Below are 25,376 nucleotides of genomic sequence, written 5' to 3' on the forward strand. Positions count from 1 at the left end.
TTGTTTTTTGTTAAAGTATGTATTTAATGTGGTAATCTACTAAGCTTTCAATTGGTTTCTGCACAACATGTCCCACATTTAAATTAAGTTCTGCAGCTACAGAACGTAGTGTATTTTCATAATAATAAGCGATGGAACCGATAAAATTGATTTCAGCGTCATTCGCTTCCTCATAAGGAAGAACCTGATATTCGAAGAAACTTTTCATTTCTTCAAAAACCATGTCTTTGAAATAAGGATGATCTTTTCTTTCGATTACAAATTTGGTAAAATTTGCCAGATAGGCGTTTGGTCTCGGCGTATGATACATGTTTTTCAATGCATCTTCTATGGTAAGCTGGTAATCTGCTTCAAATTCTTTATGAAGATCTGCAGGCAGTTTTTTCATAAAATATCTGCGCACCAATTGCTTTCCGATAGCACTTCCGCTTCCTTCATCCCCAATCAGGAATCCTAGTGAAGGCAGTTCTATCTTTACATTTTTACCGTCAAAAAAACAGGAGTTTGATCCTGTACCCAGAATGCACACGATAGCAGGCTTCCCACTGTATGCCGCATAAGCCGCAGCCATCAGGTCTTCCTTCACAATAATCTCTGCTTTTCCAAAAACCTTCTTCAACTCTTCTTCTATGGTCTCGCAGTTTTTTTTCACACCGCATCCGGAACCATAAAAAAAGACTTTGGTAATTGAATTTTTAACCGATATCAGATTGCTATTCTTCTGAATTTCAGGAGCGATAAGTTCTCTGTTGATAAAATTCGGATTAAAACCGATGGTTTCTGTTTTCAGAAAAACTTTCTTAAAGTCATCAAGTATTACCCAATCCGATTTAGTAGAACCACTATCTACAATAGCAACCATATTTTAGATTTTAATTTAAGGGTGCTAAATTATGAATTTATCTTCAATTAGCGTTTAAAAACAACTTGGAAGCTGTCTAAAATCATTAATGTTTGATTTGTGTTTTTTTTTCGTTGAATTGTATAAGCCAATCTTCTATTTCATCTTCCAGATAGGAAGTCTGTAATACCATTGCATTGATAAAATCATCCGGTACGGGTTCTCCGCTGGAGTTTTCAAGATTCCACAATTCGTCTGACATATTTTCATACTCTGAATACACTCTTTTGAAGCGGGAATTTTCTTTCTCAAGAGCCTCAATATTTTTCTGTTGAAGCTGGAATTTTCTGTATTTGTTTTGACGTTTCATACAAATATTATTAAAAATTGGGTCATAAAATGTTGGAGTATATGCGCTTAACCAGGCACTACAAGATAGAAAAAACCATCAACACAAGGAGTTGAAAATGAATTTATTATCAGGTCTTAATTACATCATTCTGAATATTAAAATTAGAAATAATTTTTATTAAAAAAAATATTTTAACAACTTTTTTCAGTGTTTAACATATAGTTATAAATTTGCATATTCATATTGTGAAGCCATATAATTATTGGGATTTTAAAACGGCTAATAACAGAAGGGATCCGCTAAAGTGTTTACCTGCTGAGATATCAATCCGCTCATTGTGCTATCCGATATGTACAACCATTATACTCATTACATGAAAGAAATACTCTTACGCCAGAAACAGGTTTTGTTCTTCATCATTGCAGGAGGACTGAGTGCCATTGTAGAAATAGGAAGCTTTAAGATTTTCAGTACCTATCTTCCGCACTTCTTTGTAAAAGAAACCAACTTCTATGGAGTACACTACCCTTTAAGTAACATTTTTTCCACGAGCTGCGGGATTATTACCAATTATTTTCTGAGCATCTGGTTTGTGTTTGAAAGAGGAAAACATTCAAAGAGAAAAGAGTTTGCTTATTTTATGGTGGTTTCCTTTTTTTCAACATTACTCAGCTTAGGTTTTTTCCAGATATTCTACAGTTTCATATTTAAAGATAATATCAATTTATTTTTTTATACCTTGAGCCCGGAAATGATCAGCAAAATTGCAGCAATATTGCTGGTTTCCATTCTGAATTATTCGATAAAGAAGAAAGTAATTTTTAACGGTTAAGCTGTGGCAAAAATTTTAAATTATCTCTGGAGATTCTGGTTGCTTCTGTTGGCATTTTTTCTGACAGTCAGTATCGGAATCCCGGTTTACATTTTATCTTTTAATAAAAAGCATTACAAATACGGTTACAAACTTGTCAGAATCTGGTGTTTCGGCATGTTTTACGGAATGGGCTTCAGATATGATCTGATTAAGCTTTCCACACAGGAAAAAGACAAAAATATACCTTATGTTTTTATTTCCAACCATACTTCCATTATGGACATTATGCTTGTCTGCATTCTGTTCCCTGATCACCCGATATGTTTTGTAGGAAAAAAAGAACTGGTAAAAATTCCGATTTTCGGAACTATATATAAAAGAATATGTGTAATGGTAGACAGAGCAAGTGCAAGAAGCCGTGCCGACGTTTACCGAAGATGTGCCGAGAAGATGGAGGAAGGTAACAGTATTGCGATTTTTCCTGAAGGCGGTGTGCCGGACGACACGTCTGTTATTCTGGATGATTTTAAGGACGGAGCTTTTATGCTGTCTTCAAAACATCATTCTCCTATAGCTGTTTATACCTTTGTGGGACTCAAGGAAATGTTCCCTTTTGAAAACTCAAAAGGCTTCCCCGGAAGAGTAAAGGTATATTTTAATGGAATCATTGAGCCTACAGATTCGCCAAAAGACTTAAAGGCAGAGGCTTATGAGAAAATAAAAAAAACCTTAATCAGGTATTCCGTTGAAAGGAAATAGTTATATTTGTTTGTGAAATCTATAATAAATATGTCAAATTATTCTAAACAAACCAATTGGGCTCAATTCATTCCATTGGTTACTGTATTCTTCTTTTGGGGATTTGTAGCAGCCAGTAATGATATTCTGATCCCAGTTTTTCAAAAAGCCTTCAATCTGTCTCAAACTGAGAGTATGCTGGTACAGATATGTTTCTATGTAGCATATACTGTAGGTTCTTTAATTTATATGCTTGTGTCAAAGAGCCTGAAACAGGATTTGATCAACAAAATCGGGTACAAAAACGGCCTTATAGTAGGACTTTTGATTTCCGCACTGGGAACCCTGTTGTTCTACCCTGCTGCCAATATGCATTCTTTCCCTTTAATGATCTCCGGATTATTTATTGTAGGTTTAGGATTTTCCCTTCAACAGATTGTTGCCAATCCGTTAGCTATTGAAGTAGGTCCTACGGAAACAGGATCTCAGAGATTAACAATGGCTGGAGGGATCAACAATTTGGGAACGACTATCGGACCGCTTATCGTTGCATTTGCTATTTTTGGTTCTGCAAGCGCAGCCAATACGGAAGCGAGTATAGAAAGTGTAAAAGTACCTTACCTTATATTAGGAGCAGCTTTTGCTTTGGTAGCTTTAATGCTTAAATTCTCTTCCCTTCCTGCTGTAACGCCAACGAATACTGAGAATACAGATGATGTAACTCCGGGAGAACACAGAACTTCGGCTTTCCAGTATCCTCAATTGGTAATGGGAATGATCGCCATATTCGTGTATGTAGGAGTGGAAGTTTCTACTGCAAGTAACCTTCCTGCTTATATGGAAAAAAATCTAGGATTTGAAACAAAAGATGTAGCTCCTTACATCTCTTTATACTGGGCATCATTAATGATTGGCCGTTGGACAGGTGCTGTAGAAGCATTTGACGTGAATGCCGGATTTAAAAAGATCTTAAGATTCTTAGCTCCTTATCTTGCATTTGGTGTGTTTTTATTCGTGAATGCATTGGCCAAGCATGACCTTTCTCCTTTCTATGTATATGGATTCATCATCATTGCGATGATTATCTGTGATATTTTAAGTAAAGGAAACCCGGCAAGAATGCTTTTAATCTTCTCTCTGGCAGGGATCACCGCTTTACTTATAGGAATGTTCACTACAGGAATGGTATCTGTGTATGCATTTACCAGTGTGGGTCTTTTCTGCTCTACTTTATGGCCTTGTATTTTCGCATTGGCAATCAACGGACTTGGAAAGCACACTAACCAAGGTTCAGGATACCTTATAATGATGATTATGGGTGGAGGTATTGTGAGCTTTATACAGGGGTATATTGCGGATATTACCAATATTCATTTCAGTTATATCGTAGGGGTAATTTGTTTTGCTTATCTTGCGTTCTATGCGATCCGTGTGAGTGGTATTCTGAAAGCTCAGGGTATTGATCTGGATAAAGTATCTAAAGGTAATGGTCATTAATACTACAACAAACATATATAAGAAAAAGAGATTTTGGGCAGGTGTATTACTTGCCCAATTTCTTTTGTTTTATGGATTCTCAAAATCCAAAGTGATGATTTCTTTTTTTGAAAGTTTTTTTGAATTTCAGAAAGGGACTCATCAGACACTGTTCAGCTGGATTCCGTTTTCTGTTGGAGATTTGATGTATATTCTATTGGGAATATTCCTTTTATACTATTTGATTACTTCATTCAGTAAACAGCGAAGAAATGATTCACTGATAAGGATTCTTATTATTGTAAATGTTTTTTATTTTATTTATCAAATCTTCTGGGGAATGCTGTATTTCCAGACTCCGATTATTAAAAAACTTTCCAGCCAGAAGGAACCCAATATAAATAAGGCAAAAAAATTAGCCCTCGTTTATCTTGAAAAATGCAAGGCAACAAGACAGTCTGTACACGAAGACAGAAACGGCGTATTTGTCATCACCAACCTTACCTCTATACAAAAGGAAATTCTGGATCGGCAGACAAAATTGCCCTCTTATATTTCGGATAAAAAAGCACCTCAAATTCTGGATATCAAGCCCAGTTTATTCAAAAGTGTTATGAGTTTTACTGGAATTCTTGGATATTATAATCCTTTTACAGCCGAAGCTCAATATAACAGTGAATTACCCCATACATTCATCCCCTTTACAACGGCTCATGAAAGTTCTCATCAGCTGGGTTTTGCCAGAGAGCAGGAAGCTAATTTTGTAGGGTATTTAATAGGCATTCATTCCGGTAATCAGGAATTGAGATACAGTACTGAGTTTTTCACTTTAAAAAGCCTTTTAAGATTTATTGTGGAGGAAGACCCCCAGTTTGTAAAGAATGTTCTTCTTCAGTATTCGCCTGCCATGAAAAGAGACCGTGCTTATGAAAAAAGCTTTGTTTTTCAGCATCAGGGATGGCTGGATGACTTCTTTGGATTTACCAATAATCTGTTTCTGAAAAGTAATCAGCAAGAAGGCTCTGTTACCTACTCTTACTTTATTGATCTGCTCTTAAATTATGAATCATAAATAAAAAAAGAATCGTATCAGGCGATACGATTCTAAAAACACAAATGATGAAAAAAAATTTATTACCTTGACTTGTTCCCTCATTCAAGGCGATGTAAAAGTACAACATATTTTATAAATACAAAAACATTTCTATCCTTTTTTAAAACTTTATGAAAACTTTATGATTTTTTAAGTTTTTTTGAGTTCATTTCAGTTTGTTACAAATTACATAAAATTGCGACATTCAATAAACAAAACAAGGTTAAAACGCAGTGCAAGCTATAAAAAAACTACAAAACAAAACATTTGTTTAAATAAAAAATATCGCTTTTACACTCTTTTTTCCAATTTTAAAAAATGGAGTTATCATCCGTATTTTATATGATATTTCTAAAAATTCAACTTCAAAAACATCAGGAGATGATAAGCAAAAAAGAACGTATTTTTAAAATCCGAACGATTTATTGTCTCAAAATAGGATTTTATACAGTTGTTATTATACCATTTTATCTTCAAAAGCTTTTTACATCATTTATTTTGAAAAAAAATCCCGATCCGAATTAAATTCTTGTGTTGCGTAAAAAGCGGAATTCTGCTCAAACTGTGCCAGCCAATTTAATCTAATTTCTCCTTAACAATCAATAAAAGCACCTCCCAGGCCTTATGTACGCGTTTTTCCAAAAGCATAAGTTACACTCTGTTACTTTTCCAGCTTTTCCATCAAATAAAACATAGATATCAGATAATCAAAACATTATACAAAAAAAATTGCGAGTAGCGGATCACAAATAATCCAAAATTGGTCAATTCCGGCATCCTTTTCTTGTGTCATAAAAGCTACAGATGCATCTTTGCTTCAGGTAAAAACACGAAATATACTTTTTTAAAGCAAGGCGTCTGTTACTCCCACAGGTAAATTTAATGTAAAACTTAACCATGAGAACTTTATAATGCCCGCCTGTGGGAAACGGCCTTCTTTCAGATTGTATAACCTCTATATTGGTGTTAAAACTTTAGTCAGATCAGGAAACAACATAAATAAATTGCGTTGAACAGGAGATAGAATTTATCATTTATACTATAGCACTCCAGGGTAGGATCTTCTTACAGACTCTTAATTCCACAAAATAAAATACTGAGGATCAAATAAAATCTACCAACACCCATTTATATCTCACTAATAAAGGAAAATTTTTTTTGTATATTTAAAACATCTGTGTATTTTAGATAAAAATATTAATATGATTTTTGACAAACTAATTAACCACCTAAAACTCGATAAACAGGAATTTATTTTCCAGTTCAATTCCCATCCCAATTACCCATCTGCACTGGCATTCAGTGATACTCTTAACTTTATGGGGGTAAAAAATGATGCTTATGAACTTGACAAAGAATATTGGGATGAACTTCCGGAAGAGTTTATTGCTATTGTGGAAAACTCATTTTCATTGGTGAAAAAGTCAGGAAGCAATTATTCAGTATATTCAGAAAAAGCTAAGACTTTCGGTAAGGAAGAACTTTATAATAAATCAACAGATTTCGTATTGCTGTTCGAGAAAACGGAAAATGCAGAAAACAAACTGGCCTTCAATTTCAAACCGGTTCTTTATATCATTTTTGCGGCTGTTATAGCTTATTCTTTTCTTAGTCAATCTATTTACGAAGCTATATTCAATATTCTTTCATTAGCAGGAGTTTATATTTCCCTGGAAATTTTCAACCAGAAATTCGGGAATACCTCTACTGTTATCGGAAGTATATGTGGAGGCGGAGGCACTGCAGCAAGTCAGACTGCCAACTCATGTGATAAGATTATCAAACAGGACAAAACCAGTATTCTGGGATTAAAATTTGCAGACTTCTCTCTGATTTATTTTGCTGGACTTGCTATATTAGGATTGTTCTTACCAGCTACAGCTTATATTGTAAAAGGTTTTACATTCGTTTCTGTACTCGCCATCGGATATTCTCTGTACATCCAGGCATTTGTAGAAAAAACATTTTGTAGAGTATGTCTTTTGATTATTTCAATTCTTGTAGGACAAATTGTAATAAGCAGCTTATTTTTTGAGAATCTTTCTTTCAGCGTTGGTGCACTTTTACTGACTGTCATTCTTTGGGCTCTGGTATTTTCTGCAGTTATTTATTTCAACACGCTACTTGAGCAAAAAGAAACACTTCAAAAATCAAATGCGAAAAATCTTCGCTTCAAAAGAAATTATGAGCTTTTCAAAAATCAGATGGAGCAAAATCCAAAAATAGAATTCCAGGATACTGAAACTTTTGCTGTTGGAAAAAGAGATGCCAAGCTTCGTATTTCTATCGTTTCCAATCCATACTGTGGTTTCTGTAAAGATGCACATAAGCTTGTTGAAGGTCTTCTGGAAAAATATCCTGAGCATATTTCATTACAGATGAGATTCAATTACAGCCCGGACAGAGCTCCTGAAAATTACACTCAGCTTATCTCAGATTTAACTCATATCTATCATAACAAACCCGAAAAAGAATTTTTACATGCTGTAGAAGAATGGTTTGAAACGAAAGATGAAAGCAAAATCAATGCACTATCCGGAGGAAACGTAAATTCAGAAAATCTGAATCCATTGGTAGAGATGTCCATAGAAAATAGTAACGCAGGATTAAGCTTTACTCCTATCTTCATCATCAATGGATATCAGTTTCCTGACAAGTACGATCGTGAAGATATTTTATTCTTTATTGATGAATTAATAGAAGATGATGAGATCTAGTAAATAAATCTCATTCATTTAAAAATTTCACTATCTTAGGAAAAACAAAATAACCATCTGAAAAGATGTAAAAGAGTAGAAAAACGGTGATTAATGGGACTATTTCCTGTTTACCATTTCATTGAATTATAATTGAATTAAAGCAAAAATGTCGTCATTTATTGACGGCATTTTATAATGAGTAGTAGTTTTGAAAAAAAAGTTTCCTTTTTACAAGCAACCAGATACCAAAGACTGTGGGCCTACATGCCTCAGAATTGTCAGTAAGTATTATGGTAAAAGTATATCCCTGCAGCAGATTCGTAACCTTTCCGAAACAACACGTGAAGGAAGCAGCCTTCTTGGCCTGAGCGATGCCGCCGAAAATCTTGGGTTCCGCTCAATGGGAGTCCAGATTGATTTTAATACCCTCAAGGAAGAAGTTCCTTTTCCATGTGTAGCACACTGGAATAAAAACCATTTTGTTGTTGTATACAAAATCGACAAAAACAACAAAGTTTATATTTCAGATCCCAGCTATGGACTGATTACTTATACCAAAGAAGAATTCATCAAGTCCTGGATTGGAGAAAATGCCAACGAAAATACAGAAGAAGGAATTGTTCTGATTCTTGAAACAACGCCGGCATTCTTCCAGACAGAGTTTGACGCTGAAGAGAGTAAGGCAAGCTTTACCTTCTTATCCAAATATCTTCTCAAGTATAAAACACTTGTGATACAATTAGCCATCGGGTTATTGGGAGGAAGTTTACTTTCCCTGATATTCCCTTTTCTTACCCAAAGTATCGTAGACGTCGGGATTCAGAATCAGGATATTAATTTTATCTATGTAGTTTTACTTGCTCAGATCATGCTATTTCTGGGAAGAATGGGAATTGAGACCATCCGAAGCTGGATCCTTCTTCACCTTTCTGCAAGAATCAACATTTCGATCATCTCCGATTTCTTTATCAAATTGATGAAACTTCCGATAAGTTTCTTTGATACCAGAATGACAGGAGATATCATGCAAAGAATTAATGACCACCACAGAATTGAGCAGCTTCTTACAAGCTCTTCACTGAATACATTATTCTCATTGGTCAACCTTATTATTTTCAGTATTGTATTATTATTTTATGACTACAGGCTTTTCATCGTCTATCTTGTAGGAGCCGTATTATATATTGGCTGGATCAGTTTTTTCTTAAAAAAGAGAAAAGAGCTTGATTATAAAAGATTCTCTCAGGTATCTCAGGAACAGAGTAAAGTCATTGAGCTTATCAACGGTATGCAGGAAATCAAAATGCATAATGCCGAGAAGCAAAAACGATGGGACTGGGAATTTCTTCAGGTAAAACTGTTTAAGATCAGAATAAAATCTCTTTCATTGGAACAATGGCAGTCTGTTGGAGGAAACTTCATCAATCAGATGAAAGATATTCTGGTGAGTTTCCTTTCTGCAAAACTTGTTTTAAGTGGAAATCTTACTTTGGGGATGATGCTTTCTGTTCAGTACATTATTGGGCAGCTAAACAGCCCGCTTCTTCAGCTTATCGACTTTATCAAGCAGACTCAGGATGCTAAGATTTCGCTTGAAAGATTAGGAGAAATCCATGATAAAGATGATGAAGAAGATAAAAATGAACAGTATGTCACAGATGTTCCGAAGCAAGATATCGAAATCAAAGATATGTCATTCAGGTATATCGGTTCTGACGTTCCGGTTTTTGAAAACCTGAACCTTACGATTCCTTATCAGCAGACCACAGCTATTGTAGGAGCCAGCGGAAGCGGAAAAACCACTTTATTGAAACTGTTGATGAAATTCTATGATCCGGACCAGGGTGAAATCAGAATCGGAAATACCAATATGAAAAATATTTCTCCGAGATACTGGAGAGATCATTGTGGAGTTGTAATGCAGGAAGGATATGTATTCAATGATACCATCGCCAATAATATTGCGGTAGGTGAAGATCATATAGATAAACAAAAACTGAGACGTGCTGTAGAAATAGCCAACATCAAAGATTTTATTGAAAGCCTTCCTTTAAGTTATAATACTAAGATCGGAAATGAAGGAGTTGGTGTCAGCGGTGGTCAGAAACAGAGACTTTTCATTGCAAGAGCTGTTTACAAATCTCCTGAATATATTTTATTTGATGAAGCTACCTCTGCACTGGATGCCAATAATGAGAAAGTGATTATGGAAAATCTTGAACAGTTCTTTAAAGGTAAAACAGCAGTGGTGATTGCCCACAGACTTTCAACGGTAAGACATGCTGATAAAATCATTGTACTGGATCAGGGAAAAGTAGTTGAAGAAGGAAGCCATGCCGACCTGGTAGATTTAAGAGGGGAATATTACAGACTTGTAAGAAATCAGCTTGAATTAGGCAGCTAATGGTATTTAGTAGAATTCGAAAAGCTTAAATTAAAGACTAATATTAATAATGAAAAATCTAAAATACCTACCTGATGCAAATACTTCAGCACCGGAATGGGTATGATGGAAACTTTCCATTTATTTAAATTATATTCTCCCTGAAATATTGGAGAAATTTTACCTTAGAACAATGAAAGAAGACGTTTTAGACAATATTGAACTTCGCTCAGAGAGCGTACAGGATATTCTGACCCAGCCACCCCACTGGATGATCCGATGGGGAAATACTGTGATATTTGTGATCCTCCTGTTGATCCTCTTTATGAGCTACATTATAAAATATCCGGAATTTGTACCGGCTCCTATTATTGTAACTTCTCAGAACCCTCCTGAGAAAATAGAAGCACGAACCAGCTCCAAAATTGAAAAAATATTCATAAAAGACCATCAGGAAGTTAAAAAGAATGATGTTCTGATGGTGATGCAATCTGCAGCTAACTATAAAGATATTTTAGAGCTTAAAAAACTGGTAGACTCTATCACCCCTGATAAATTGTATACCTTCCCTATTGCTGAGGCTTCAAGATTTAAGCTGGGTGAATTGCAGGGTGAATATAACAGTTTCGCAAAAGCATTTCAGGATGAAGCGCTTTTCACAAGACTGCAGCCTTATGCTCCTGAAAACCTGGCTGCCAATCAAAGCATTTCAGAATATAAAATAAGAATTGCTACTTTGAAACAGCAGAAAAACCTGGAATCTATAAAATATGATCTGACAAAGAAAAACTTCAACAGATCTCAGGAATTATTCAACCAGGGGGTTATTTCAGCCATGGAACTTGAAAACGAAAAGATCAAATATCTTCAGGCGCAGCAAAACCTTGAGAATATTAAAATCTCCATATCCCAAATGGATGAAGGAATTTCCAATCTGAATAAGACCAAAAGCGGAACTGCCATTAATACAGAAAAAGACAGAATTACATACTCTTCACAAACTCTACAACTTCTTGAACAGCTGCGAAAATCTCTAAAACAGTGGGAACTGAACTATCTTGTGATCTCATCCACTGATGGTGTTGCCAGTTTCCAGCAGTTCTTTGGCGAGAACCAGTTTGTAAAGGTAGGTGAACCCATCCTTTCTATTCTTCCTAGAAATAAAGAACAATTAGTGGGCAGAATGTCTGTTCCTACAACGAATTCAGGAAAAATAACACCAGGCGAGAAAGTATTGATTAAATTAGATAACTACCGATTCCAGGAATACGGTATCATCGAAGGAAAGGTACAGAACATCTCTCTGATTCCTGATGATAAAGGAAATTATTATGTAGATGTAATTTTACCAAAAGGATTAAAAACAAGCTACAACAAAACGCTTACATTCGATAAAGAGCTTAGAGGCAGCGCAGAAATTGTAACACAGGATCTGCGTTTGATTGAAAGATTCTTCTATCAGATCAGAAAGCTGCTTGGATATCAGGTTTAATAAGCTTTATTAAAAATTAACCCCGTTTTACAAATTGTAAAACGGGGTTTTTATTATTTATTTTTAAAATTCCGAGTCATCTGATAATGTTTTGCAGAAGTTCAATCAATCTCATTCGTTTAAATTGCCTGTTACAGCCACAAACTACCTAAGTAAAGGGTTTTGTTGCAAAAAATATGATCATTCAAAAAAAGGCAAGAAAACGACGAATATGAGGACAATCATAGCATTAGTTGATCATGAAAATTAAACGAACATTATAATGAAGCAGAAAAAGTATGATTATTCCCTTAATATTCCATCAGAAGAATGAAATCGTGAAAAAGTAAAATTCATGTGAAAGAATTAAAAGATAAAGGAACAACTCTTTTAAAAGTAAAAACCGCAATCATTAAATCAATGATTGCGGTTTATTGTAGCGAAGACGGGAATTGAACCCGTGACCTCAGGGTTATGAATCCTGCGCTCTAACCAACTGAGCTACCTCGCCGTTTTGGTGGTGCAAATATAGAAAATATTTCTTTACCTCCAAAATTATTTTACCTTAAAATATTCTAAAACATCTCCAACATGATCTGGTTTGCTGATTATCTTATTGTTAGCATCCAAAATAAAATACGTCGGAGTTGCATGAATATTGTACAAATCTGTGTAAGTACTGTTCCATCCTCTCAATTCTGAATCATTCACCCAAGGAAATGCAGCAATTTTTTGGGTATATGAATTCTTATCTACATCTAAAGACAGCCCTACAATCTGAATATTTTTTGATTTCAGATCATTGTATTTTTCCAAAAGTTTCGGAAGTTCACTTTCACAGTGTGAACATGTGGATGACCAGAAGACAACAACCTTTTTATCTGCTTTAATATCGTGTAATGATTTTGCAGTGGTATTAACAGGTGACTGGAACTTATAATTAGGGAAAACTGCTCCCATTTCAATGTTGGCGTTCGATTTTAATGTAGAAGCAAGCCTGTCAGTGATGGTACATTTAAGATTTTTGGCAAGAGACAGATATTTGCTCTTGTATTCATCCATCTGATAGACATCAAAAATATCAATCAATTCAGACAAAACAGTCTGCCCTCTTGGCGTTTCTACTTTTAGACGGTCTAACAACTTATCCACAGAAGCCGTAACATTGGTATTCCCTCCTGAATTCAGATAAGCTACCAATACAGGTCTCAATAATGATGAGCTTTCCAGCATATCATTTGATTTGTCCAGAAAGTTGATTATTTCTTCCTGATCTACTTTTTTCACGGAATCGGGTGAGTTGGAAAGAAACTTGCTGTAATTCGTATTATAATAAGTAATAAACGGGTGTTGTGTAGCATCAATAGAACTTGAAGTACCAGAAAGTCTGTCAATTTCTGCTTTCAGAGCTTTTCCAAAATCCGTATTGTCTTTGTAATATTCTTTGATCTGTGCCAAAGCGGGCAAAATAAGTTCTTTTTTTTGTGAGCCTTCCTGTTGTTTACTCATCAGATTATTGGCTTCATCCAGATAAGCAACATCCTTTACTTTATTGTTCTGAATATCCAGTTTAAAGTTGACATCTTTATTTTCAGAAATAAAGCTTACGGTATTATTAGAACCCGGAAAATAAACTTTCATCATCCCCATATAATGGCTTGGATATTTAAAAGTCCATATACTATTCTTACTTTGTTCTTTAGTAACAATAATATCTTTTGATCCGTTTAAGGTATATAGAATAGCATCCTTATCTTTAAAGTCTGCCGGAGTCTGAATTGTAACAGTAAATTGAGCCTGCAAAGCCAATGCAGCCAAAACCGCTGATAGCGTATAAATCTTTTTCATAAAGTAAAAATAAAAAAACTCCCCGACTAATCAGAGAGTTTAATATTATTTTAATAAAATTTTATGCTTTTACGCTCTTGTACTTTTTTGTAAAGTAAACAATAAATCCTATTGCTACGATACCCAGTACATATACATACATATCAATTGGTGAGGCAGGTGACCCAGTACCGTTTCCTCCGTTACCTCCTCCTCCCGGGATTGCTGGTTGTGGTGGAGCGGCATTTGCCAGAGATATAGCAAACAGGAAAAATGCCAAGACTAGTTTATTAATAGTTTTCATGTGGTTTATTTTAAGATTTTAGTGTTAACAGTTTCTCCCTTATCAGAAACGATTTTTACAACATATGAATTTTTAACTGAGCCATCTAGCTCGATTACAAAATCTCTGGATGTTTCAACCGCTTTCTTAGAGATTACCAGTTTACCGCTCATATCATAAACTTGAATGTCCGCTTTTTTCCATTTTGGATCGAATCTAACAATGTAATTTGTAATAGACGGATCATAAACAACAAGTGTTCTTGAAACACCAGGAGCTGTTTTATCCACACCTAAAGTAATATTACTTGGTTCACCATAGTACAAGTTAGCTTCTTCATTTGTTACCGCTACAACATCTCCCTGTTTAGCCTGTACCAAATTTCCATTTTCTGCCTGATAGTAGAAACCAATTCCTGAAGATAACTGGTGTGTACCAGCAGGAATAAGTTCTGCATTTTCTCTGATCTCAAACTTATAAGATTTAACCTGGTCAAGTTTATAGTTAACTAACTTAACATTTTTACCTTGGAAGTTATTCTCATTAGCTTCGTTAATATATAACCAATAGTTAGTATAATTATTATCATACCCACCATTCAGTGCTTCTTCGTAAGTACCAATGATTCTAGTACCCGCTGAACTTTGAACTGTTGTAGCTGTAGAAACCTGGTGTCCTGTTGTAAATGATGGAGAAACCACATAATATGTTCTGGAAATCTCATTACCATTAGCATCAAGACCAATTACCCCAAGCTGTTTCACTGTACTGTTTGTACCCTTACCAGCCATTTTAGCTGCATTTACACCATTTGGAGTACCTGCTGTTCTTGCGGTTGATTTGAATCTTCTCAGTGTATTAAAGTCTAAAGTCTGAGCTGTATTGTCTCTTAACTTTATTTTAAACGACTGCATAGGTTTGATAACCATTTTATCTAAGTTCACATCTCCAACTGCCGGAGCTACTCCGTCACCTGTAGCCACATAAGTAACAACCTGTGCTCCTGTAGCATAAGTAGAACCTCCAGGAAGTGTAACAACAGTACCCGGATTATATTCAATACCCCAGATATTTTTTACTGCATTTCCGTCTGATCCTGTAACACTTTCAGTATATCCGATATTAGATAAATCTAAGTTGGTAAGGAAAGGATTACCGAATTGATAGAAGTTTTGGCCGAATGTTCCGGACCATGGCGTTGTAGTAAATTCAAAGGAATCATCAAGATAAGTGTTATACTTTTCATTGTAAGAATTCACAGCATTACCTCCAGCTCCGAATACAACATTAGAAGGTCCCACGTTAGATTTCCCGGCATTCTGTAATGATACAGCTCCAGCTAACGGAGCATATGGTTTTCCATTAATATTGAAAACCGTTCCTGTTGCAGGTGTGCTTGGATTCCAGTCATTGTTGGACACTTTCAGCATATAATATCCCGGACCGTCAGTAGTAGTAGATGCTAAATTTGTAAAATGTGCAGAAACTGCATTGGCATTATCCCACTTTAGAATTGGATTGCTGTATCTTCCAGTATTGAAAGTCTTACCAACTTCAGTAGATAAAGAACTTAAAGCCTTACCAGAGAAAGGTAAAGCGACTTGCTGGAAATAATTACCACTTCCATTACTTGTAGTTCGGTATTCTTTGGTTACAATACCTGTAATGTTGGACTGGGATAGTCCATCGATGTACAGCTGGCCATACGTGGAAGTAGCAAAAGAAGCAGGGGTATTAAGTCTTAAGATGATATTTCCGCCATCCGTCTTATCAGCACCGCTGGCATCAATTGTTTTTAAGAGATCCGTACCAGATCCTACAACCATGATATTTCCATGCACGTCCAAAAGGCCATTACCCTTTGTTTGTACACCTCCACCGCTATAAACTAGGGTGCCTTCGCTCACATACATATTAGCATTAGTGTCAACATGACATAGTATCTGCGCCTGAACAGAGTAACTAATTGCTAAAAGACCTATAGCAAATAAACTTTTTCTCATTGTATAAATTATTTGTGTGTTAATACAATCTTCACCCGCAAAGGTATTATTATTTTTCTTAAAAAAAAAATTTTTTATCTATTAATCAAAACATTATCTTCAGTTAAGATGATATCTTTCTCCTCTCCTATTGAAAACATATAGTCTTCTAGAACTTTTTCGGTAGTCCCTCTAAGGCCTCTTGCACCGAGTCCTTTTTCGATAGTTTCCTCTACTATTTTTTCAATAGCTCCGTCTGTAATAACCAAATTTGTGCCATCCATTTTAAAAAGTTCCACAAATTGATTCACGATAGAGTTTTTAGGTTCCTTCATGATTCTTACCAGCGTTTCTTTTGTGAGTTTATCGAGGTAAGTGATGATTGGAAATCTTCCTAAAAGTTCCGGAATTAAACCGAAAGTACGAAGATCAATTGCATTAATATTTGTTAATATATATTCGTCTTCGTCTGTTTTATTTATTTTTTCGGAGCTGAAGCCGATTGCCTGCTTGTTCATTCTTCTTTCGATGATTTCTTTGATCCCATCAAAAGCTCCTCCCGCAATAAATAAAATGTTTTGAGTGTTGACCTGGATATATTTCTGATCCGGGTGTTTTCTTCCTCCTTGTGGCGGAACATTCACAATACTTCCTTCCAGCAGCTTTAATAATCCCTGCTGTACACCTTCTCCTGAAACGTCTCTTGTAATACTTGGATTATCTGATTTTCTGGCAATCTTGTCGATTTCATCAATAAAAACAATTCCTTTTTCAGCCTTTTCCACATCGTAATCTGCCACCATCAGAAGTCTAGAAAGAATGCTTTCAACGTCTTCTCCTACATATCCTGCCTCAGTTAAAATAGTAGCATCCACGATACAGAAAGGAACATTCAGTTCTCTGGCTATTGTTTTTGCCAAAAGGGTTTTACCAGTTCCGGTTTCCCCGATCATGATAATGTTTGACTTTTCAAGCTCTACTTCTCTGTTTTCGTCCTGAGCGTGAAGCAATCTTTTATAATGGTTATACACAGCAATGGAAAGCTGCTTTTTTGCCTGATCCTGTCCGATCACATACTGATCAAGGAATTCTTTGATCTCTTTGGGCTTTTTAAGCTCTTCCATACTATCAGCAGGTGAATATCCTGTTTTTGATGCACCATCTTTTACGATAGCATGCGCCTGCTCTATACAATTTTCACAAATAAAACCATTCTGGCCAGAAATCAGCATCTGTACTTCATTTCTTTTTCTGCCACAGAAAGAACATTGGTTGGAATTCATATGATATAATATATATGTATATGTTAAAGAAAATCGTAAAAAATTACTTTTTTACGATTTTCTGGTTGTTAAGAATTAATAATTGAGTGTTGAATCTCTGTATATTCTTCGTTCGTTAATTTTAATCTTTCATTTCTGAAATTCATGTCTTCCATCTTATTTAAAGGAATCAGATGGATGTGTGCATGAGGAACTTCAAGTCCTACCACTGCTACTCCTACTCTTACACATGGAACTGCAGTTTTGATCTTCTTGGCTACCTCTTGGGCAAATCCCCAAAGGTTTTTGTATTCTTCACTTTCAAGATCAAAAATCAAATCCACTTCTTTTTTGGGTACTACTAAAGTATGTCCCTTCACCAAAGGCATTGCGTCTAAGAATGCAATAAAGTTTTCATTTTCTGCAATCTTATAAGAGGGAATTTCGCCATTAATGATTTTTGTGAATATAGTGCTCATTTTATCGGAAGTTTGGGTTAGATATTTAGAAGTTCAGAAATAGAAAGGAATATCAGACTATAAAGAGATGTCTAATACTTCAAAAGACAGTTTGTTTCCGTTGGGTAAAGTAATTTCAGCAATTTCGCCAATAGCTTTTCCTAACAAACCTTTTGCGATAGGAGTGTTCACAGAAATCTTTCCTGTCTTCAGGTCGCTTTCGTTATCCGGTACCAATGTAAATACCTGTTCCTGCTTGGTAGCATTATTTTTAAGTTTCACTGTTGTTAAGATTGAAACTTTTGAAGTATCTAATTGGCTTTCGTCTATAATTTTAGAGGTAGAGATTACATCTTTCAGCTTGGAAATTCTCATTTCAAGCATCCCCTGAGCCTCTTTAGCCGCATCGTATTCTGCATTTTCCGATAAATCTCCTTTATCTCTTGCTTCTGCGATCTGCTGAGTAATTTTTGGTCTCTCCACAGTTTCCAACTGTTCCAGCTCAGCTTTCATTTTCTCTAGGCCCTCCTTAGTAACATAGCTTGCCATAATTTTCAAAATTTAGTTTTAGTATAAAAAAATAATCCGACATTTGCCGGACAATGTTTTCGTGTTGTAATCGTTTAATTTTTACAAATATATAAAAATTTAAATTGAAATGAAAAAAACTTTTTCAATCTTATCCATTTTCATTCTATTGATTTTCAGTAATTTAACCATAAACTCTTGTGGAAGCAGAGAAGATACGGTGAACTGTTTCCCCAATGTTCCCATCAATGTATCGCTTAATTTAAACCTTCCTGCTTACTATGTTTTGAACAATATCAACGGCTGGATTTATGTGAACGAGCAGCAGTCGGGAACCAGAGGATTGATTATTGTACGAACAGCCAACGGATTTAAAGTGTACGACAGAAATGCCCCGCATATATGTCCTGGTAACAATACAACTCTTGAGGTAAAAGATAATATTGCCATTGTATGTCCTGAAGATAATACCAGATGGATTTTAAGTACGGGGCAGCCGGAATCAGGCGCAAAAACTTCCCTGCCGCCTAAAACTTATCCTTACAATTACGACGCTGCAAGTAAAATTTTAAATGTTTATTATTAAAAACACAAAATGAAGATCGTTATACAAAGAGTCTCCGAAGCCAGTGTAAAAGTGGACGGAAAAATTGTTGGAGAAATCGGGAAAGGACTTATGCTGCTGACAGGTATCGATGAAAATGATGAAAAGACGGATGCGGACTGGCTTGTACAGAAGGTTTTAAACCTGAGAATCTTTGGAGATGAAGATGACAAGTTAAATCTTTCTGTAAAAGATATTTCAGGAGAAATCCTTTGCATCAGTCAGTTTACATTGATTGCAGATTATAAAAAAGGCAACAGGCCTTCTTTCATAAAGGCAGCAAAACCGGATAAAGCTATACCGCTTTTTGATTATTTTAAAGAAGAAATAGCCAAATCGGGATTAAAAACAGAAAGCGGAATTTTCGGAGCAGATATGAAAGTTTCCCTGGTCAATGACGGACCGGTTACCATTGTGATGGATTCTATCACCAAAAGCTAAGCAGAGAAAAACAAATGTGTAAAATACACTCGGTACGCTTCAATTTATGAAGCGTATTTTTTTTGATATACGGGTATTAAATAATCTTTTTTAAACGTGACAGGATTTGAAAACCTGTCACGTTTATTTTCGTAAGTAAAGAAATCCTTTACACAAAAGGAAAGAATGAAAATTTTAAAATTAAATTCACAAAAATGTGATTTGTTTTTATTTTATTGTTATTTTTGATGTAAATCAAAACTGATTCACAACCATTTAACAAAATTATATGAAAACAAAAATCAATCTTTTCGCATTTTTTGCGTTCTGTTCTACATTGTCTTTCGGACAGAACAGCCAGCCCAAAATGGCTAACGATCACAATTCAATTATTTACGTCTGCTTTTCAAAAGGCATCAATTCTGAAAAAACGGCTTTCAGCAGAAATGCTGACCTGGAAAGATTTTCAAGAGAAAACCACATTTCATTTAAGTATGATCTGGATTTTACGGACAGCAAACTCGATGAGATGACCAGAAGCAGCAAAGCCATCGGTAATTCCGGGGAGTCTGTGGAAAAGCTGAAAAGAATTTATAAGGCTGACATTCCCCTTCAAAACAAAGAAGCTTCAGAAAAAATCATCCACACTCTTGAAAAATTTCCTGAGATAGAATATGTATCTGTAATGAGTGCCGAGCCTATCGAACCACCTTTGGTAAATGCTTTTGTAGCCACTCCTGATCTGGAAAGCCTGCAGACCTATCTGAATGACAATCCGGGAATCAACGCCAAATATGCATGGTCAAGAGGAATCACAGGACAAAATATCCGTGTGCGTGATGTAGAATATGGTTTCTATAAAACTCATGAAATGCTGTCTAACCAAAACTCTATACAACTTGAACCCGGCTATTCTCCGAATGCTGGATTGGCTAATAACAATTACCGCGACCATGGAACTGCTGTAGTAAGTATTTTAGGTTCTATAAAAGACAATATAGGGCTTACAGGAGCTGCTTACAGTGCTTCTGAAATAAAAGGATATATGGAATGGACGACGGTGGGATACAACCGAGCTTCTGCGGTGAGCAGATCTATCAATGCATCTCAGGCCGGAGATATTATATTATACGAAATGCAGACTGGTGGAAAAGACGGTCAGTATTGTCCTGCGGAATATGATAAAGTAATCTGGGATCTTACAAAAGCTGCTACTGATTCAGGAATTATTATCATTGCAGCGGCCGGTAATGGAAATCAGAATCTTGATGACCCGTTTTATGCGACCTACCTTGCAAGAGGAAACAGTGGAGCTATTATTGTAGGGGCCGGATCTCCTAACACTACCCATTCAAAATTAAGCTTCAGTACTTTTGGAAACAGAGTGGATGTTCAGGGTTGGGGAAGCAGTGTGATGGCAGCAGGGTATGGATCTTATGCGAAATATGACAATGATAACAACAGAACTTATAATTATTTCAGCGGTACAAGTTCTGCAACACCGGTGGTTTCATCTGCAGCTATTTTGATCCAGTCTTTCTATCGTCAGACTACAGGTCAGTATTTAACACCTTCAGCAATGAAAAACCTATTAATTTCAACGGGGATTCCTCAGGGAGGAACTGTGACTGGCCAAAAGATTGGTCCTCTTCCTAATGTGAAGAATGCTATCCTTCAGTTAGAAAGTAATTTTGCAGCACCTGTTAAGACTTTACCTTCATTGGAAGTTAAAATTTATCCCAATCCATCAAGCAGTTTCATTGCCATTACAAGCAGTGAAAATAAAAAGCTGGATGTAGAGATTATTAATCTTCAGGGGCGTACGGTGCTTAAAAATTCTGTTGTACCCAATGAAAAAATTGATATTTCACAACTTCCAACAGGGCAGTACATCATCAATATTTATGAGGGCCAGAGAAGAGTTGTTGAAAAATTAACCAAACTCTAAATACAAGATTTTTTATACATTTTACTTCAAACCCTCTTTCAGTAAACTGAAAGAGGGTTTTTGCTATCAAATTATATTGATTTTATTTTGCAGGAACGCTGCTGAAATTAAGCGCTACCTTGATATTCATATCTGAAGAAGTCTGATTCTTCAATTCATAAACGGTTCTTACCGTTAATCCTGAGCTTTTTACAATTTCATCCAGGAATCCGGTATCATTAAGATCCAGATTTAAACTGGAAGAATTGGTCGAGATATTAGAGCGTGAAGCAATCAATCTCTCCCCCGTTCCGTTGGATGAAACGTATATTTTTACGGTTTTGAATGCGCTCAGATTTCCCCCTGAAGGAGACGCCACGGAGATTTTTGCATCTGAAATTCTTACATCTTTAATCTTCGCATTGTTATTTCCTCCGAACCATGTCTGTACATTGGTAGCTGTTGCAGTGGAAGAAACTTCTTTGTCTGCAGGAACTCCCGTAGACACCAAAACATTTGTTGTGTAGGGAAATGTATTCTGAACCAGCGACTGTACGGTTCCGCAACTTACGAGTACAGCTGAGGCGGCCATTGCTGTTAGAACTATATTTTTCATAATTTTAAATTTTAAACTTAAAGATTTAGTTTGCAGAAATTGTACCAAATTGATTCGGTATTATTCCACGGTTACTGTGAAACTTCCTTTGGTATTTCCCGAAGCCATGTTACTTTTTCCGATAATTAACCATACTTCGCCATTTCCGGGTGTATCATAAGTAATTTCTCTTCCAAAAGGTCCGTCATAGTTCCCGTTGGGAAGTCTGATTTGATTGAAACGGATATTGAAATCTTTCTCTTTTGTTGATATTTTCGCTTTGATATTGGGACGGTCGTACCGGGTCAGTTTTAAAATCAAATCCTGATCGTCTTTTGTAAATTCTTCTCCAATGGTAAAAGGTAACTGATTGGCGTCTGCAGTTCTTATAATCTGGCCGTCTTTTTCATCTCTCATTACGCCTTTGCGCAATACTTCTTTAGTGGCCGGAGCATTGTTAATAATTGAATCTTTTTTCCTTAATGCTACAGAATCTTTTTTTACCACAGAGTCCGGCATTTCTGTTACCACTGTAGAGTCCTTCTCCGGAACGTTTGTCACAGCAGGTTCTTTTTTACAGGCAACAATAATCAAAGGAATTAACAATAAGCTTTTTTTCATAATAATTAATTTTAAGAATGGATCAACATGTATGATGCTGCGCTCATTGAAATGCTAAAATTGTTCCAATCCGTTGAATGTTTTATTTTCCGGTTGTAATTCTTTTTCATCATTTGTTCCTGCCCATTAAATGTAAAGTACATCAAGTTGAGCATTATTCCCATCAAAAGAGTAACACCCCATGTTTTGGTATATTCCATGGGATAGATAAATCTCACCACAATATCCGAGAACAGACCAAAGGGATTATTGAGAACATCCCAGCTATTCCATCTCAAAAACCGGCCGAGATAGACTCCGAAGCTGCTCATGAAAAGAAAGAGGACAACGACCCCGCTGATGATAGTTCTACTCATATAATCAGAAAGTCTTTTTTCAATATCATTAAGACTTATAAAACCACTGATCAGCCCTGTCCAGGCATAGGAAAGAATCACAATGAGGTCATACCAGATCGGTATCTCATTCCTTACTCTGAGGTGAAAAAGATCTGTAAGAATGTAGGGAGAATTGGGAAAGAACAATATCCAGACTATTATAATAAAGATCAGTGAAGTTTTGCTTTTGATACTAAAGGCAAGAATAAAAGAACTTAGTAATAAAGGAATCCATGCCAGAAAAAGATTCCAGTTGAGAAACAAAAACACTTTTGTATCGCTGATATAATATCTGAAAGCTGAAAGGCTGAAACAGAATAGGGTCATCAGTATTAACAATACATTAATTTTAAATCTTGAGGATTCCATTACATTTTTCATGATATTTTATTTGATGGTCTGATAATATAAGATCCTGGAAAGGAATGTTTTGAATGTTTCGTTTTTCACTTTATCCTGTACGGTCTTTTTAAGTTTCTGGTCATTTTTTTCATCCGCATATTTCAGCAGTGCTTTTTCACTGAAGTTGATAGACGTTACATGATAGTTGACCGCAAAATCCTTTCGTTTCATATTCTGAGAAGTAATAAAACCACCCCAGTTGAAGTAACTGCACACAAGGACAGTTCCATAAAAATACCAGATCATTGTATTAACAAGGAAAATATTTCTTTTTTGCTTTTGAATTTTAATAAAAGTCAACGCCAGACCAACTAATGATAACAGCAGGAAACCAAATACACCAAGTCTTTTATAGGTAAATCCATAACTAATAATATACTCATAGTTTTTAAGGGCAGCGGAAACCACAAGAACAGCATTGAGGAAAATCCATATTTTGGCTAATAATTTCAGTGAACCTGCTTTTGGATCAAAATTAAATCCGGATTTAAAGTAGAACATGATCACCAGAATTGCCATTATAATAGACATGATTACAGCATTCACCCTTTCATGGGTTTCTTCGGAAAGCTGAACCGGTGTTTTTAAGGCTTCATAAAATTGTTCATAATTATAGGTAATAATAAAGAACACCAATAAGACATTCAATAAGACAAAAGAGATTACTCCACTCATTCTTTCTGTATCAAGATCAAGAAAAGAATAAGTAGCCTTGGGAATTCTGGAATCTTTACTAAACTCATTATCCAGGACATGATTGTTTTTGTAGATGAGCTTTTCCACCGCATAGTTCCAGTAATTAAAGGCGATAAAAAACCCTAAAACCGAGAGACAGAATACCTACCAGATATTAAGATCCAGCTCATAATCTGTAAAAAGAGCAGCAAAATGATCACTTCCTGCAGAGTAAATTCCAAAGAAAACAGAAACCAGCACCAGCGGGATCAAGATGAAAGCGAATGTCTTTTGCCATAATCCTGGAATATTCTTCTTAGGCAGCCATTCATCAAAGCTGAAAAAACGGCAGAATGAAGTACAGCAGTTTACGATAAAAACCGGAATTAAAAAGAGAATCTTCAACCTCTTGTTCTTCGATTTATATCCCAGCAAAAGCAGCGAGCTTACCACCGCAATAAAGGATGGAAAATCTCCGAACCAGGCAAATGCAATACTGGACAGGATACTTGTTCCAAAAAGTGCATACAATGTTCTTGTTTTATTTTTTTCCGGTGTTCTAAACAGTGTTAATACGGCATAGACAATTCCAAGAATTCCAAGATTCAGCCCAACATCCTGATTATAAAAGACTATGACAAAGAGAAGGGCTGTAAGAAATATATAATGATGTGTTTTCATGAGGTTAATTATTTGAAGATTGAAAATTTAAAGAATTGAAAGATTTAATGTGGCCAGGTATTGAGATTATCAAAAATTAAGAATAGGGTGAGGTAGAGAAAAGTAATAGGAATATTAAGCAGCAATAGAAGAACAGAATTTCCGTTTCTTTTCTTTTCGGAAACATCACTCAGGTATTCCATCAACTCATATAAAGTGATCAACAGGTTCGTTACAGCAGCAATCACAACGTAATAAAACCCGAATATGATCAGAAATTCAGCTCTTGTGATCCAAAATAAAAGCAGCAAAGAGGTACCCAGCAAAAAGGAAATTAAAAATGTTCTTTCTCCCAGCGCACTGAATTTTATTTTTCCCATTATCTTTGGTTTTTAATGAAGAACTACTGTTTCTTTCTGTTGAATAAAGTCTTTCACATGTTCATAATTCTGCCATAGCAATTCTTCAAAGTCCCAATGATGAAAGGTTCTCATATTTTGCCCCTTTTTATAAGCTTTGATATAAATTTTCACATATTCAGGGAGAATAATTGTTCCTAATATGACAGCTGCCAGAAGATGCGCATTGAGTTTACCGTTTCCCAGAAGCAGATACTGCATGGCAATTTCATCTTCGAAGTTGGTTCCACAGCCGGTAATCAGGTGGTGAACATCATGGTTTTCCATCTTTGGGATCATGGAGAAGCCGTGTTTCCTGTAAAATTCTCCCAGTTTTCGGCCCAAGGAATCTTCCTGAAACTCCAATAGCTGTTTTTCATTGAACTGCCACTGTCTTTTTTTCTTTTTGAAATATTTTCTGTATAATTTTTGAGTTTTATCGTATACAAAAAGCAGGAATCGAACGCGTATTTTTTTCATAATAGTATTG

General features: G+C 35.7%; 25 protein-coding genes and 1 tRNA gene. 10 read left to right on the top strand and 16 right to left on the bottom strand.

The window, feature by feature from the left end; all coding sequences use genetic code 11:
• Nucleotides 1-10 precede the first annotated feature (10 nt).
• The gene (locus tag RAH34_RS19645; protein WP_306597243.1) at nucleotides 11-862 is read right to left on the bottom strand and encodes an ATPase; all 852 of its coding nucleotides are present in this window, start codon (nucleotides 860-862) and stop codon (nucleotides 11-13) included.
• A gap of 85 nt (nucleotides 863-947) precedes the next feature.
• Nucleotides 948-1,211, bottom strand: a complete 264-nt coding sequence (locus RAH34_RS19650) for a hypothetical protein (protein WP_062672483.1) — start codon at nucleotides 1,209-1,211, stop codon at nucleotides 948-950.
• A 355-nt stretch (nucleotides 1,212-1,566) separates the two neighbouring features.
• On the opposite strand from RAH34_RS19650, the gene RAH34_RS19655 reads away from it, so the two are divergent.
• The 7 genes from RAH34_RS19655 (at nucleotide 1,567) to RAH34_RS19685 (ending at nucleotide 11,888) form a co-directional block, all read left to right on the top strand.
• Entirely contained in the window at nucleotides 1,567-2,025 is a 459-nt protein-coding gene (locus tag RAH34_RS19655; RefSeq protein ID WP_062672481.1) for a GtrA family protein, read from the top strand.
• Nucleotides 2,026-2,028: 3 nt separating this feature from the next.
• Nucleotides 2,029-2,766, top strand: coding sequence for a 1-acyl-sn-glycerol-3-phosphate acyltransferase (locus RAH34_RS19660; protein WP_114821949.1), 738 nt, complete (start codon nucleotides 2,029-2,031; stop codon nucleotides 2,764-2,766).
• Nucleotides 2,767-2,796: 30 nt separating this feature from the next.
• A complete protein-coding gene (locus RAH34_RS19665; protein WP_306597244.1) occupies nucleotides 2,797-4,242 on the top strand; it encodes an MFS transporter in 1,446 nt (481 codons plus the stop codon).
• Nucleotides 4,232-5,293, top strand: coding sequence for a DUF3810 domain-containing protein (locus RAH34_RS19670; protein ID WP_306597245.1), 1,062 nt, complete (start codon nucleotides 4,232-4,234; stop codon nucleotides 5,291-5,293). Before RAH34_RS19665 ends, RAH34_RS19670 begins: the two co-directional genes overlap by 11 nt.
• Before the next feature lie 1,223 nt (nucleotides 5,294-6,516).
• Nucleotides 6,517-8,031, top strand: coding sequence for a vitamin K epoxide reductase family protein (locus tag RAH34_RS19675; protein WP_306597246.1), 1,515 nt, complete (start codon nucleotides 6,517-6,519; stop codon nucleotides 8,029-8,031).
• A 190-nt stretch (nucleotides 8,032-8,221) separates the two neighbouring features.
• Nucleotides 8,222-10,417, top strand: a complete 2,196-nt coding sequence (locus tag RAH34_RS19680; RefSeq protein WP_114821954.1) for a peptidase domain-containing ABC transporter — start codon at nucleotides 8,222-8,224, stop codon at nucleotides 10,415-10,417.
• Between the two features lie 172 nt (nucleotides 10,418-10,589).
• The gene (locus RAH34_RS19685; protein WP_306597247.1) at nucleotides 10,590-11,888 is read left to right on the top strand and encodes an HlyD family secretion protein; all 1,299 of its coding nucleotides are present in this window, start codon (nucleotides 10,590-10,592) and stop codon (nucleotides 11,886-11,888) included.
• A 416-nt stretch (nucleotides 11,889-12,304) separates the two neighbouring features.
• On the opposite strand, the gene RAH34_RS19690 is transcribed toward RAH34_RS19685, so the two are convergent.
• The 7 genes from RAH34_RS19690 to greA all read right to left on the bottom strand — a co-directional run bounded on the left by RAH34_RS19690 (nucleotide 12,305) and on the right by greA (nucleotide 18,228).
• Nucleotides 12,305-12,378: transfer RNA gene (locus tag RAH34_RS19690), tRNA-Met, on the bottom strand.
• A 44-nt stretch (nucleotides 12,379-12,422) separates the two neighbouring features.
• Nucleotides 12,423-13,715, bottom strand: a complete 1,293-nt coding sequence (locus RAH34_RS19695) for a TlpA disulfide reductase family protein (protein WP_306597248.1) — start codon at nucleotides 13,713-13,715, stop codon at nucleotides 12,423-12,425.
• Between the two features lie 61 nt (nucleotides 13,716-13,776).
• Nucleotides 13,777-13,974 carry a signal peptidase gene (locus tag RAH34_RS19700; protein ID WP_226798771.1) on the bottom strand — a complete coding sequence of 66 codons (198 nt, stop codon included), beginning with the start codon at nucleotides 13,972-13,974 and terminating at the stop codon, nucleotides 13,777-13,779.
• Nucleotides 13,975-14,003: 29 nt separating this feature from the next.
• A complete protein-coding gene (locus tag RAH34_RS19705) occupies nucleotides 14,004-15,980 on the bottom strand; it encodes a T9SS type A sorting domain-containing protein (RefSeq protein WP_114821957.1) in 1,977 nt (658 codons plus the stop codon).
• A 74-nt stretch (nucleotides 15,981-16,054) separates the two neighbouring features.
• A complete protein-coding gene (gene clpX, locus RAH34_RS19710) occupies nucleotides 16,055-17,242 on the bottom strand; it encodes an ATP-dependent Clp protease ATP-binding subunit ClpX (protein ID WP_114821958.1) in 1,188 nt (395 codons plus the stop codon).
• 68 nt (nucleotides 17,243-17,310) lie between these two features.
• Complete coding sequence (locus RAH34_RS19715; RefSeq protein WP_047429226.1) at nucleotides 17,311-17,700, bottom strand: HIT family protein; 390 nt, start codon at nucleotides 17,698-17,700, stop codon at nucleotides 17,311-17,313.
• 57 nt (nucleotides 17,701-17,757) lie between these two features.
• Entirely contained in the window at nucleotides 17,758-18,228 is a 471-nt protein-coding gene (gene greA / locus RAH34_RS19720) for a transcription elongation factor GreA (RefSeq protein WP_034695856.1), read from the bottom strand.
• A gap of 109 nt (nucleotides 18,229-18,337) precedes the next feature.
• Between greA and RAH34_RS19725 the strand changes: the two genes are divergently transcribed.
• The 3 genes from RAH34_RS19725 to RAH34_RS19735 all read left to right on the top strand — a co-directional run bounded on the left by RAH34_RS19725 (nucleotide 18,338) and on the right by RAH34_RS19735 (nucleotide 21,179).
• Nucleotides 18,338-18,793 carry a hypothetical protein gene (locus RAH34_RS19725; protein WP_306597249.1) on the top strand — a complete coding sequence of 152 codons (456 nt, stop codon included), beginning with the start codon at nucleotides 18,338-18,340 and terminating at the stop codon, nucleotides 18,791-18,793.
• 9 nt (nucleotides 18,794-18,802) lie between these two features.
• On the top strand, nucleotides 18,803-19,252 hold the full coding sequence (dtd, locus tag RAH34_RS19730; protein WP_114821960.1) for a D-aminoacyl-tRNA deacylase: 450 nt from the start codon (nucleotides 18,803-18,805) through the stop codon (nucleotides 19,250-19,252).
• Between the two features lie 268 nt (nucleotides 19,253-19,520).
• Nucleotides 19,521-21,179, top strand: a complete 1,659-nt coding sequence (locus tag RAH34_RS19735) for a S8 family peptidase (protein ID WP_306597250.1) — start codon at nucleotides 19,521-19,523, stop codon at nucleotides 21,177-21,179.
• An 82-nt stretch (nucleotides 21,180-21,261) separates the two neighbouring features.
• On the opposite strand, the gene RAH34_RS19740 is transcribed toward RAH34_RS19735, so the two are convergent.
• Genes RAH34_RS19740 through RAH34_RS19770 form a run of 7 tightly spaced genes read right to left on the bottom strand, consistent with a single transcriptional unit; the run spans nucleotide 21,262 to nucleotide 25,366 of the window.
• The gene (locus tag RAH34_RS19740) at nucleotides 21,262-21,774 is read right to left on the bottom strand and encodes a hypothetical protein (RefSeq protein WP_047383035.1); all 513 of its coding nucleotides are present in this window, start codon (nucleotides 21,772-21,774) and stop codon (nucleotides 21,262-21,264) included.
• A 60-nt stretch (nucleotides 21,775-21,834) separates the two neighbouring features.
• Complete coding sequence (locus RAH34_RS19745; RefSeq protein ID WP_114821962.1) at nucleotides 21,835-22,374, bottom strand: hypothetical protein; 540 nt, start codon at nucleotides 22,372-22,374, stop codon at nucleotides 21,835-21,837.
• 11 nt (nucleotides 22,375-22,385) lie between these two features.
• Nucleotides 22,386-23,132 carry a DUF1361 domain-containing protein gene (locus RAH34_RS19750; protein ID WP_306597251.1) on the bottom strand — a complete coding sequence of 249 codons (747 nt, stop codon included), beginning with the start codon at nucleotides 23,130-23,132 and terminating at the stop codon, nucleotides 22,386-22,388.
• A 6-nt stretch (nucleotides 23,133-23,138) separates the two neighbouring features.
• On the bottom strand, nucleotides 23,139-23,936 hold the full coding sequence (locus tag RAH34_RS19755) for a DUF4173 domain-containing protein (RefSeq protein ID WP_306597252.1): 798 nt from the start codon (nucleotides 23,934-23,936) through the stop codon (nucleotides 23,139-23,141).
• A 57-nt stretch (nucleotides 23,937-23,993) separates the two neighbouring features.
• Nucleotides 23,994-24,509, bottom strand: coding sequence for a hypothetical protein (locus RAH34_RS19760; protein ID WP_306597253.1), 516 nt, complete (start codon nucleotides 24,507-24,509; stop codon nucleotides 23,994-23,996).
• A gap of 44 nt (nucleotides 24,510-24,553) precedes the next feature.
• Nucleotides 24,554-24,868, bottom strand: coding sequence for a hypothetical protein (locus RAH34_RS19765; protein ID WP_306597254.1), 315 nt, complete (start codon nucleotides 24,866-24,868; stop codon nucleotides 24,554-24,556).
• A 12-nt stretch (nucleotides 24,869-24,880) separates the two neighbouring features.
• Nucleotides 24,881-25,366 (bottom strand): Coq4 family protein, encoded by a 486-nt coding sequence (locus RAH34_RS19770; protein WP_114821966.1) that lies wholly within the window; start codon nucleotides 25,364-25,366, stop codon nucleotides 24,881-24,883.
• Between the last annotated feature and the right edge of the window lie 10 nt (nucleotides 25,367-25,376).

This window comes from Chryseobacterium sp. WLY505 (assembly GCF_030846215.1).
In the GTDB taxonomy this organism is placed as follows: Bacteria; Bacteroidota; Bacteroidia; order Flavobacteriales; family Weeksellaceae; genus Chryseobacterium.